The organism is Streptomyces sp. AC550_RSS872 (assembly GCF_019049285.1).
In the GTDB taxonomy this organism is placed as follows: domain Bacteria; phylum Actinomycetota; class Actinomycetes; order Streptomycetales; family Streptomycetaceae; genus Streptomyces.
Window position 1 is genome coordinate 128,628 of record NZ_JAGMUL010000128.1, and the last position, 11,641, is coordinate 140,268.

Here is an 11,641-nt window from a genome sequence, read left to right on the forward strand (position 1 = left end):
AGGGGGGCGGGGGAAGGAAGTGAGGGGGAAGGAAGTGAGGGGGAAGGAAATGAGGGGGAAGGAAATGAGAGGGACGGCTAGCGCAGCTTCGAGGCGATCAGGCCGACCAGATCGGGAGCGGACTCGGTCAGATACATGTGGCCGCCGGGGATCTCGACGTACGCGAAGTCGCGGCCGGACGCCTTGTTCCAGGACGCGGCGGCGTCGTGGCCGACCAGGGTGTCGTCCTCGCCCCGGACGACCGTGAGGGGAACGTCCAGCGGAAGGAGGGTGCTCGGTACGTAGGCCTCGTGCATCTCGACGTCCGCGCGCAGGGTGGGCAGGAGCATCTCGCGCATCTCCGGGTCGTCGAACGCGGGGTGTCGGTAGCCCGCGAACTCGCCGACGCGGGCGAGGAAGTCGTCGTCGGACAGGCCGGTGGCCCGTTGTTCACGGCTGCGGCCGGGATGCGGCGACCCGCTGACGAACAGGTGGGCGAGCTCGATGCCGGGCTCGGTGACCAGGCGGTGTGCCAGTTCGTAGGCGAGCACGGCGCCGAGGCTGTGCCCGAAGAGGGCCACCTTGTGGTCGCCGTCACCGAGCCGTTCCCACAGCTGGGGCAGGAGGTCGTCGAGGGCCTGGTGCACGTCCCGGTGGGGCGGCTCGTCGATCAGCCTTTCCCGGCCGGGCAGTTGGAGCGGGACGATCTCCAGCGCGGCCCCGGCCAGAGCGGCCCAGGGGCGGTAGAACGAGGCACCCGCTCCGGCGTACGGGAGGCACACCAGCTTGGTCGTGTCGGTCGGGTCGGTCGTATCGGTCGGGTCATCCGTGGGCATGGCTGCCGGTCTCTCCTTGCGGCGGGCGGGCGTTCGGGTGGTCGGTGGGTTTACCGGGCCGGTGGCTCTTCGCCCATAGCCCTGATCAGGCTCTTGGGGCGCATGTCGGTCCAGTGCTCGTCGACGTGGTCCACGCAGGACTGGCGGCTCGCAGGGCCGTGGACCACGGTCCAGCCGGCCGGGATCTCGGCGAAGACGGGCCAGAGGGAGTGCTGGCTCTCGTCGTTCACCAGGACCAGGTGCTCGATGCTGTCGTCGTCGAAGGGGTTGGTGCTCATAGCGGTTCCTCCTGTCGGGTGCGGTGGTGTCCGATGCGGTCGGACTGCTTCCGATGCCGTCGGACTAGTTGCGAAGCCGGTCGTCCAGAACCGGGCCGATGTGGTCCAGCGACCCGGGCCGCGTCATCTCTCCGTGCGTGCAGGCGACGTCGTGGTTGTCGATGCGGCCTTCGACGTACGGCTGCCAGGAGCGGTGACGGCCCTGGACCGCGTCCGGATCCTGTGCGGCGGTGAAGAACAGCAGGTCCCCGCGGTACGGCCGGGGGGCGAACTCGTCCATCAGGCGCCGGTTGTTCGCCGTCACGTCGACCAGGGCCGCCAGTTCGGCGTCGTCGAGACTGCCGGGCATGTCGGGTACGCGGCGGACCAGCTCCGCGAACCTGCTCTCGTCCAGCGGCTCCGTCTCGTCCTCGGGCACCGGCCGGCCGAGGATGGTGAGGAGGCTGCGCAGCAGCGCCGGGCGGTCGTACCGGGCGGGGCCCTGCCGGATCCAGGAGCCGGGGAAGGAGTCGAGCAGCGCGAGGAGTGCGACCTGCTCTCCGGCCGCCTGGAGGCCGACGGCGACGTCGTACGCGACGAGGCCGCCCATGGAGTAGCCGAGCAGGTGATACGGGCCGCGCGGCTGCGTCCGGCGGATGAGGGCGGTGTGTTCGGCGACCGCCTCGGCCAGGCTGCCGGCCCGGTCCTGACCCGGGATCAGGCCACGGGACTGTAGGCCGTACAGCGGGCGGCCGGGGCCGATGTGGCGGGCCAGCCCGGCGAAGCCCCAGGACAGGCCCGAGGCCGGAGGAAGGCAGAAGAGAGGTTCGAGATCGCCTCGGGTGCGGAGCGGGAGCAGGGGGCCCACCGGAGCCGTACTCGACTCAGGGGCCGTACTCGACTCAGGCGCCGTGCCCGGCTCATGGGCGGGGCCGGAGAGTCGGTCGGGCGTCCGGGGGCGGTCGCCTTCGGCCAGACGCCGGGCCAGCGCCGCCACGCTCGGGGTCTGGAAGAGGGCGCGCAGCGGCAGTTCGACGCCGAATTCGGCCCTGATGCGCGAGGTCAGGCGGGGAGCCAGCAGGGAATGGCCGCCGAGATCGAGGAAGCCGTCGTCGACCCCGACCCGGTCCGGGGCGAGGCCGAGAACCTCGGCGAAGATCGCGCGCAGGGTCTCCTCCCGCTCGGTACGGGGAGCGGTCTTCGCGGCGAGCGGCGCGTCGGGCGCGGGCAGCGCCTTGCGGTCGAGCTTGCCACTGGCGGTGTACGGGAGCGCTTCGAGGGTGACGAACGCCGAGGGGATCATGTGGGCGGGGAGGATGCGGGCGAGGTGATCGCGCAGGCCGTCCGCGCCCGCGAGCGCGCCTTGAGCGGATACGACGTAGGCGACCAGTCGTTTATCGCCGTTCCGTTCCTCCCTTACCGTGGCCGCCGCCTTGGCGACGGCCGGATGGGCGGTGAGTGCGGCTTCGATCTCGCCCAGTTCGATCCGGAAGCCGCGGAGCTTGACCTGCTGGTCGGCCCGGCCCAGGAAACGCAGGTGCCCGTCGGAGCCGCGCATCGCGAGGTCGCCCGTGCGGTACATGCGCTCCCCCGGTCCGCCGAAGGGGTCGGCGACGAACCGCCCGGCGGTCAGCCCCGGCCTGCCCAGGTAGCCGCGGGCCGGACCGCCGCCCGCCACGTACACCTCGCCGACGGCCCCGTCGGGCACGGGATGCAGGGCGTGGTCGAGGAGGTGGACGATGTTGCGGGCGAGGGGGCGGCCGATGGGCGGCCCGGATTTGTCGTCGGGGCCGGAGCCGGACTGCCAGGCGGTGGCGTAGATGGTCGCTTCGGTGGGCCCGTAGAAGTTGACGAGCCGCGCCCCGGGGAAGGCGGCCTCGACGTCGGCGCGCAGCTGTGCGGGGATCGGTTCGCCGCCGAGGGCCACAGTGTGGGGTGAGACGGCCGGTCGCTCGGCGAGCACGCCGGCCATGACCGTGGGCACGCCGCTGATCAGGCCGACGTCGCGGGGGGTGCCGTCGGTGAGCGAGAGGAGGTTCTCGACGATCTCGATCCGGCCGCCGCACAGCAGCGGCGAGAAGATCTCGAATACCGACACGTCGAAGTTGAGCGAGGTCGAGAACAGCACCTTGGCCAGCCGCTCGGGACCGAACTCGGCGTGCGTCCACTCCACGAACTCGACGGCGTTGCGGTGCGTGGCCAGCACACCCTTGGGGCGGCCGGTGGAGCCGGAGGTGTAGGTGATGTAGGCGAGGCTGTCCGGCACCGAACGGCCTGCGGGACAGTGCTCGTGACGCCCCATCAGGTAATCGTGACGCCCCGTCACCTCACTGCCCGGATCGAGCAGCGGTGTGCCCTGCGGCAACGCCCCCGCCGTCTGCGCGGTGGCGAGGACGACCACCGGGCGGGCGTCGGCGACGATGTACGCCAGCCGGTCGGCCGGGTAGGCGGGGTCGAGCGGCAGATAGGCGGCACCGGACTTCAGCACGGCGAGGACGGCGACGACCAGCTCCGCCGTGCGGGGCAGCGCGATGCCGACGACCCGCTCGGGGCCTGCCCCGAGGGCGGTGAGGCGACCGGCCAACCGCTCGGCGCGGGCGTCCAGTTCGCGGTAGGTGAGACGGGTGCCGCGGTCCAGTACGGCGTCGGCGTCCGGGGTGGCCGCGACCTGGGCCGACCAGAGGTCGCCGAGGGTACGGGCCGCGGGCGGCGCGAGCCGGGTCCGCACGGGAACTTCCCGGGGCCCCAGGAGCCCCAGGCGGCCCTGGGGAAGTTCCGGATCGGCCGCCATGGCTTCGAGGACGCGTACCAGGCGCGCGAGCGTGGCGTCGGCCCAGCCGGCGTCGAACAGCCCCGGGTGGTAGGCCAGCCGGAAGCGGGGCCGGGCGGCGGGGACCGCCACCAGGGTCACGGGGTAGTGGGTGGCGTCGCGACCGCTCGATCCGACGACACGGAGCCCGCCGCCGTCCTCGCCGGTGTCCCGCCCGTCGCCCATGGCCTCCGGGTCCACCGGGTAGTTCTCGAAGACGACGAGGCTGTCGAAGAGCTCCGGGACGCCCACGGTCCGCTGGATGTCGGCCAGACCGAGATGGTGGTGGTCGAGGAGGCGGACGTAACCGTCCTGAACCTGGCGTAGCAGAGCGCCCAGGCTCTCCTCGGGCCGCAGCCTGACCCGCGTCGGGATGGTGTTGATGAACAGGCCGACCATCGACTCGACGCCGGGTAGTTCGGGCGGGCGGCCGGAGACGGTGGCGCCGAAGACGACGTCGTCGCGGCCCGTCAGGCGGCCGAGCAGGAGCGCCCAGGCGCCCTGGACGAGGGTGTTCACGGTCACGCCGAGGCTCCGGGCGCGTGCCGTGAGGGCGGCTCCGAGCTCCGCCGACAGCTCGGTCCGCGCCTGTGCCGGTTCGGTGGCGCCGGGCACGCCCGCCGGAGCCAGCCGGGTCGGTTCCGTCACGTCGGCCAGCGCGTCCCGCCAGGCGGCCTCGGCGGCGGTGCGGTCCCCGCGGTCCAGCCACGTGAGGAAGGTGCGGTAGGGCGGGACGGGTGTGAGCACGGCCGGGTCGCTGTCGGCGGCGTACAGGGCGAGCAGTTCCCGTAGGAGCACGGAGACCGACCATCCGTCGAGCAGGATGTGGTGGTGGGTGACGAGCAGCCGGTGGCGGCGTTCGCCGGTGCGGACCAGAGTGCAGCGCAGGAGGGGCGGGGTGGCGGGGTCGAACCCGAGGGCCCGGTCCTCGTCCAGCAGTTCGGTCCACGCCTTGTCGGGGTCGGTGCCGGCCGCTCGCTCGATGAGATCGGCCTCGGCCCACGGCAGCGTCGCCCGCCGCGGGACGACCTGCACCGGCTGGCCGCCGCGGCGCCGCCGGAAGGCCGCCCGCAGGTTCGGGTGGCGGTCCAGCAGTGCCTGAGCGGCGGCGCGGAGGCGGGCGGCGTCCACCGGGCCTTCGAGTTCGAAGACCAGCTGCACGACGTACACGTCCGGGGCGTCCCGTTCGCGCTCGTACAGTGCGTGGAAGAGCAGACCCTCCTGGAGCGGGGTCAGGGGCAGTACGTCGACCGGCCCGGGCTGCGTCATGTCGTCTCGTCTCGCTGTTCGTCTCGCTGTGTTCCGGCTCAGCTGGAACCGCTGGGTCTGGTCGGAGGGCCGACTGTCGGAGGGCCGGCTAGTCGAGGCCCGCGCTCAGTTCGTCGAGCTCGTCCGGCGACAGGCCCGCGACCGACGGGCCGGTACCGTCGCCGGCCCGGGACACGAGTGCGGTGAGCGCGGTGAACCAGGACTCGGCCAGCGCCCGCACCTCCGGCTCGGTCAGCACGCCCTCGGGCCACGCCCAGTCGGCCACCAGCCGCGGTCCGGCGGCCGTGTCGTGGACGACAGCGTTGATGTCGAGGACGTGGGCAGCGGCGAGGCCGGGGTCGCGGCCGGCGCCGAGTGCCGACGACTCGGGGGCGAAGGCCCACGGCTCGGTGGCCGTGGTGCCGGGAGCACTGAACCGGCCGAGGTAGTTGAAGCCGATCGCCGGCGTGGGCGCCTTGGCCAACTCGGGTGCCGTGTCCGGGTTGAGGTGGCGCAGCAGACCGTGTCCCACACCGTGGTCGGGCAGTTCGCGCAGCCGCTCCGCGACCCGGGCGGCGGCGAGCTCGGCGGCCGGCCCGGCGGCCAGGGCGTCGCCCACGTCCACGCCCGCCAGATCCAGGTGGACCGGGTAGAGCGAGGTGAACCAGCCGACGGTGCGGGACGGTTCGCGTCCCGGCACCAGCTCCTCGCGGCCGTGCCCCTCGACGTCGAGCACGACGTCCGGGGAGCCCTGCCGGTCGGCGACGGCCAGGGCGAGGCCGGTGAGCAGGACGTCCTGGACGCCGAGGCGGAGGTGGGCCGGGACGCCGGTGAGCAGCGGTCCCGTGATCTCGGGCGGCAGGGTGAGCCGCAGTGAGCTCGTGGTGGCGGCGGTGTCCCGGTCGGGGGCGAGCGGGCGCCTGCCCAGCCGGGCGCGCGGGGCCTCGGCGATACAGCGCCACAGCTCGGCCTCGGCGACCCGCGACGGCATACGCGCCTGCCGGCCCAGCTCCAGCGACCAGCGACGGAACGACATGCCGACGGGCGGCAGTTCGGGGCTCCGTCCGGCGGCGACGGCCTCCCAGGCGGCTTTCAGATCGGGTACGAGGATGCGCCACGACACGCCGTCCACGGCCAGATGGTGGACGGTCAGCAGCAGCCGCCCGGCCCTGTCCGGTCCGGCGTCGAACCACACGGCCCGGACCATCGCCCCGGCCGCCGGATCGAGCAGTCCCACGGCCCGGTCGAACTCCTCGGCCACGCAGGCGTGGAGGTCGTCCGTGCCGGACACACCGGAGATGTCCCGGCGGTCGAGCAGGGCCGCGGCGCTGACGCCGCCGACCGGGCCGACCTCCAGTTCCGGGGTCGGGGAGAGCCGGGAACGCAGCATGTCGTGGTGGTCGAGCACCGCCTGGAGGGCCCCGGCCAGCCGCGGCAGACCGGCGCCCGCCGGGACCGTCAGCAGGACGGACTGGCTGAACCGCTGAATCGGGCCACCGCGTTCGAGCAGCCACCGCATGACGGGAGTGAGCGGGACCGCGCCCACTCCGTCGGCGTCATGGACGCCGGACGCGCCGCCCGCACCGTCGACGCGGTCATCGGCCGGCCCACGAGCCACCGCCGCCAGCTCCTTCACCGTCTGGTACTTGAAGACGTCCCGGGCGCTGATCACGACTCCGGCCTCGGCTGCCCGGCTCACCAGCCGGATCGAGGAGATGCTGTCGCCGCCGAGGGCGAAGAAGTCCTCGTCGAGGGGGACTTCGGACAGCCCGAGCAGCTCGCCGAAGAGTCCGGCGAGGATGCGCTCGGCCGAAGTCGCCGGTTCCTGTCCACCGGCGGGCCCGGCGGGCGCGTCGGCCCCGGGCGCCCGCGCGGCCCCGGGCGCCCGCGCGGGCACGGAAGCAGGCACCGGCACGGAAGCAGGCACGGGCACGGAAGCAGGCGCGGGCGACGCCTCGCGGTCCGGCTGTCCGCCGGGCGGCGGCGCCGACGCGTCGGGTCGCCGACGCCCGGCGTCCTCCGGGAGCTCCACGTCCTCGATCCGCAGGCCGGGGTCGGCGGCGACGGCGGCCAGGAAGCGGACGAGCCGCCTGTTGAGCCACTGGGCCGTGGCCGGGTCGAACAGGTCGGTGCTGTACTCGGTGATGCCGTCGATGCCCGCCGGGGTCCCGTCGCCGTGGCGGCGCTCGCTCAGGTAGAGGCAGAGGTCGAAGCGGGCCGCGCCGGTCTCGACGGGCTCGCGCACGACGCACAGGCCGGGCAGGGACAGGGGGACGTCCGAGGCGTGAGCGGTGAAGGCCAGCATGACCTGGAACAACGGGTGCCGGGCGAGGGTGCGCCGCGGACTGAGGGCGTCCACGAGGAGGTCGAACGGCACGTCCTGGTGGGCGTAGGCGGCGAGGTCGAAGTCCCGGACCCGGTCCAGGAGTTCACGGAAGGTGGGGCTGCCCGAGGTGTCGGTGCGCAGCGTGAGGCTGTTGACGAAGAAGCCGACCAGGTCGTCCAGCCTGGCGTCGGCGCGTCCGGCGACCGGCGTGCCCATGGTGATGTCGGTGCCCGAACCGAGCCGGGTCAGCGTCGCGGCGAGCCCGGCCTGGAGCACCATGAACAGGGTGCTCCGGGAGGCGGAGGCGAGGTCGGCGAGTGCGGCGTGCAGTTCCGCGTCGATGGTGAGTCCGGCACGGTCGCCGTGTCCGGTGGGCTCGGCGGGCCTGGGACGGTCGGCCGGCAGCGGCAACTCCTCCGGGGCACCTGCCAGCGCCTTACGCCAGAAGGCCGTCTGACGTTCCCGCAGACTCCCCGTCCCGTCCGCCGCCGCGCCGAGTAGTTCGCGCTGCCAGTGCGCGAAGTCGGCGTACTGGACCGGCAGCGGCCGCCACTGCGGGGCGCATCCGGTGATCCGGGCCGTGTACGCCGTCTCCAGATCGCGCATCAGGGGTGCCATGGACCAGCCGTCGACGGCGATGTGGTGGGCGAGCAGGAGCAGGACGTGTGTGTCGGCGTCGAGCTCGAACAGGGTGGCCCGAAGCGGCGTTTCGGCGGACAGGTCGAAGCGGTGCCCGGCGGCGGTGGTGAGCAGCGCGGGGAGTTCGGACTCGGTGACCGGTACGACGGTGAGGGTCGGCCGTCCCGCCTCCGGGTCCAGGATCCGCTGGTACGGAGTGCCCTGGAAGTCGGGGTGGAGGGTGCGCAGCGGCTCGTGGCGGGTCACGATGTCGGCGAGCGCCGCCTCCAGCCCCGTACGGTCGACAGGGCCGGTCAGGCGCAGGGCCCAGGGAACGGTGTAGGAGTTGCCGCCGTCGAGGCGGCTCAGGAACCACAGCCGCTGCTGCGCGTACGACAGCGGAATCGGGGCGTGCCCGCGTTCGCGCACCGTGAGTTCCGGACGACGCGGGCCCCCTTCGCTTTCGGCGATCCGCACGGCCAGCCCGGCGGGGGTCGCCGCCTCGAACACCGCCCGTACGGGCAGCGCGGCGCCCAGCGCGCTCCTGACACGGTCGGTGAGGCGCATGGCGAGCAGGGAGTCGCCGCCGAGGTCGAAGAAGCCGTCGTCCGCGCCGAACCGGTGCGGATCCAGGCCGAGGACGTCGGCGAAGAGCCCGCACAGGATCTCCTCCTGCGGGGTGCGCGGGGCGCGTCCTTCGCTCCGCACGGACGGCGCCGGCAGCGCGGCGCGGTCCAGCTTGCCGTTGCCGGTCAGGGGCAGCCGGTCGAGGACGACCACGGCGGAGGGGACCATGTGGTCCGGCAGCGTCTCTCCCACGTGGCGCCGCAGAGCGTCCGCGTCGAGGTCCCGTCCGACGGCGTAGCCGATCAGCCGCTCGTCCCGTACGAGGACGACCGCCTGCGCCACGTCGGGGTGGCCGGCGAGCGCCGCCTCCACCTCACCGAGTTCGATGCGGAAGCCCCGGATCTTGACCTGGTCGTCGGCCCGGCCCAGGTACTCCAGCGCACCGTCGGCCGACTGCCGCACCACGTCGCCCGTGCGGTACATGCGGTCACCGCGGCCGGTGGCGAACGGGTCCGCGACGAAACGCCCGGCCGTCAGCCCCGGTCGTCCCAGGTACCCGCGCGCCAGACCCGCTCCCGCCACGTACAACTCCCCGGCCACTCCCGGCGGCACCAGCCGCAGTCCCGCGTCCAGGACGTAGGCGCGCAGGTCGGGGATGGCGGGTCCGATGCCGCCGGCCTGCGACTGGTCGCGTACCGCGGCCTCGGTCAGCGGCAGCGCCGTGACATGGACCGTCGTCTCGGTGATGCCGTACATGTTGACCAGTACGGGGGCGTCCTGCGAGTGCCGGGTGTACCACTCGGCGACCCGCGTGAAGTCGAGCGCCTCACCGCCGAAGACCACGTACCGCAGGGCCAGTGCGCGCCCGACGTCCGGCAGGGCGGCGTCCGCGCGCAGCAGTTCACCGAAGGCCGAGGGCGTCTGGTTCAGCACGGTGACGCGCTCGCGGGCCAGCAGCCGCAGGAACTCCTCAGGGTCACGGCTCACCGCGTACGGGACGACCGCGAGCGTGCCGCCGTGCAGCAGCGCGCCCCACAGCTCCCACACCGAGAAGTCGAAGGCGTAGGAGTGGAACAGCGTCCACACGTCGTCCGGGCCGAAGCCGAACCAGTGCCGGGTGGCCGTGAAGAGCCGTACGACGTTGCGGTGCGGCACCGCGACGCCCTTCGGCCGTCCCGTGGAGCCCGAGGTGTAGATGACGTAGGCGAGGTGGTCGCCGGTCAGGGGCGGCGTCGTGGGTGCCGTGCCGGGGTACGTCCGCGACTCGTCCGGCGTGACCACGGGGACCGCGCACGCGGGCAGTGCCGGCGCCACGTCCGCCGTGGTGACCAGCAGCACCGGATCGGCGTCGGCGAGCATGAACGCCAGCCGGTCCGCCGGGTATTCCGGGTCCATCGGCACGTATGCGGCACCGGTCTTCAGTACCGCCAGCACGGCCACCACCAGCTCCGCCGAGCGCGGCAGCGCGAGGGCCACCAGCCGCTCCGGACCCGCGCCGCGTGCCGTCAGCAGGTGCGCCAGACGGTTGGCCCGCGCGTCCAGTTCGGCGTACGTGAGGCGGGTGCCCTCGTGCACCACGGCCGTGGCGTCGGGGGTGCGGGCCGCTTGGTCCGAGAACAGCTCGGTCAGGGTGGCCGAAGACGGTACGGCGGTGCCCGCGGCTCCGACCGGCAGCCCCTCCCGCTCCACCGGCAGCAGGATCTCGACCTCACGCACGCGACGTGCCGGATGCGCCACGAAGGCCTCCAGGACGGCGGCGAACCGGTCCAGGAGCCGTCGGGCGCCCGGCTCGTCGTACAGGTCGGGCCGGTACGACAGGCGCAGCGCGAGGCGGCGGCCGGGCAGGACGGCGAGGGTGAGGGGGTAGTGGGTGGCGTCGCGGCCGGTGAGCTGGGTGACCCGGGAGGCTCCCGGGCCATCGGCGGCCGGGTGGTTCTCGAAGGCCAGCAGGGTGTCGAAGAGTTCGCCACCACCGCCGACGGCGCGCTTGATGTCGGCGAGTCCCAGGTGCTGGTGCGGCAGCAGGGCCGCCTGCCGCCGGTGGAGCATGGTGAGCAGGTCCGTGACGGTGCCGTCCTCGTCCCAGCGGACGCGAGTGGGAACGGTGTTGATGCAGAAGCCGACCATGGAGGCGATGTTCGGCAGTTCGGGCGGGCGCACGGTCACCGTCTGGCCGAAGACGATGTCGGTGCGGCCGGTGAGCCGGCCCAGCAGCACGCCCCAGGCACCCTGCACGAGCGAGTTGAGGGTGATCCCGAGCGACCGGGCGGTGGCCTCGCCGGCACTGGTGAGCCGCTCGGGCAGTTCGACGACCAGCTCGTGGGGCAGGACGGTGTCGGCGCCGGTCCGGCCGGGGGCGAGCAGGGCGGGCTCGCCCCTGTCCGCGAGGGCGTCGCGCCAGGCGGTCTCGGCGGCGGTCCGGTCCTGTCGTTCCAGCCAGGCGAGATAGTCGCGGTAGGCGGGCGTGGGCGGCAGCGCGGTGGGGTGTTCGCCCGCGTGCAGGGCGGTGAACTCGCGGACCAGCAGCTGCTTCGACCAGCCGTCCAGCAGGATGTGATGGTTGGTGACGAGCAGGCGGTAGCGGTCCTGGTCCCACCGGACCAGGAGATACCGCAGCAGCGGGGGCCTGGCGAGGTCGAAGCGGCGGGCACGCTCCTCGTCCAGCAGCCGCTCCCACTCCTTGTCGCGCTCGTCCTCGCCGAGGGCGGACAAGTCGGCCTCCGCCCAGGGCAGTTCGATGTCCGTGGGCACGATCTGCAACGGCCGTCCGGCGTCCCGGCGGCGGAAGCAGGCGCGCAGGTTGGGGTGCCGGTCGAGCAGGGACTGGCCCGCGGCGCGCACGCGTGCGGGGTCGACGGGGCCCGCCAGCTCCAGGATCTGCTGGGTGGTGTAGAGGTCGGGGGACCGCTCGTCGTCGTACAGGGTGTGGAAGAGCAGGCCTTCCTGCAACGGCGACAGGGGCAGGATGTCGGCGATTCCGGAACCGGACCGAGTCACCGTG

4 protein-coding genes are annotated in these 11,641 nt (G+C 73.5%); all 4 read right to left on the reverse strand.

Annotated features, from left to right (window positions below; translation table 11 throughout):
* Positions 1-77: 77 nt before the first annotated feature.
* The 4 genes from KUM44_RS35675 to KUM44_RS35690 all read right to left on the reverse strand — a co-directional run bounded on the left by KUM44_RS35675 (position 78) and on the right by KUM44_RS35690 (position 11,637).
* On the reverse strand, positions 78-815 hold the full coding sequence (locus KUM44_RS35675) for a thioesterase II family protein (RefSeq protein WP_217213901.1): 738 nt from the start codon (positions 813-815) through the stop codon (positions 78-80).
* A 50-nt stretch (positions 816-865) separates the two neighbouring features.
* A complete protein-coding gene (locus KUM44_RS35680; protein WP_217213902.1) occupies positions 866-1,093 on the reverse strand; it encodes an MbtH family protein in 228 nt (75 codons plus the stop codon).
* 64 nt (positions 1,094-1,157) lie between these two features.
* The gene (locus KUM44_RS35685; protein ID WP_217213903.1) at positions 1,158-5,150 is read right to left on the reverse strand and encodes a non-ribosomal peptide synthetase; all 3,993 of its coding nucleotides are present in this window, start codon (positions 5,148-5,150) and stop codon (positions 1,158-1,160) included.
* Positions 5,151-5,238: 88 nt separating this feature from the next.
* On the reverse strand, positions 5,239-11,637 hold the full coding sequence (locus KUM44_RS35690) for a non-ribosomal peptide synthetase (RefSeq protein ID WP_217213904.1): 6,399 nt from the start codon (positions 11,635-11,637) through the stop codon (positions 5,239-5,241).
* Positions 11,638-11,641 lie beyond the last annotated feature (4 nt).

Coding starts and splice junctions, on each gene's coding strand:
- KUM44_RS35675 (WP_217213901.1), bottom strand. CDS start 815: ATGCCCACGGATGACCCGACCGATACGACCGACCCGACCGACACGACC.
- KUM44_RS35680 (WP_217213902.1), bottom strand. CDS start 1,093: ATGAGCACCAACCCCTTCGACGACGACAGCATCGAGCACCTGGTCCTG.
- KUM44_RS35685 (WP_217213903.1), bottom strand. CDS start 5,150: ATGACGCAGCCCGGGCCGGTCGACGTACTGCCCCTGACCCCGCTCCAG.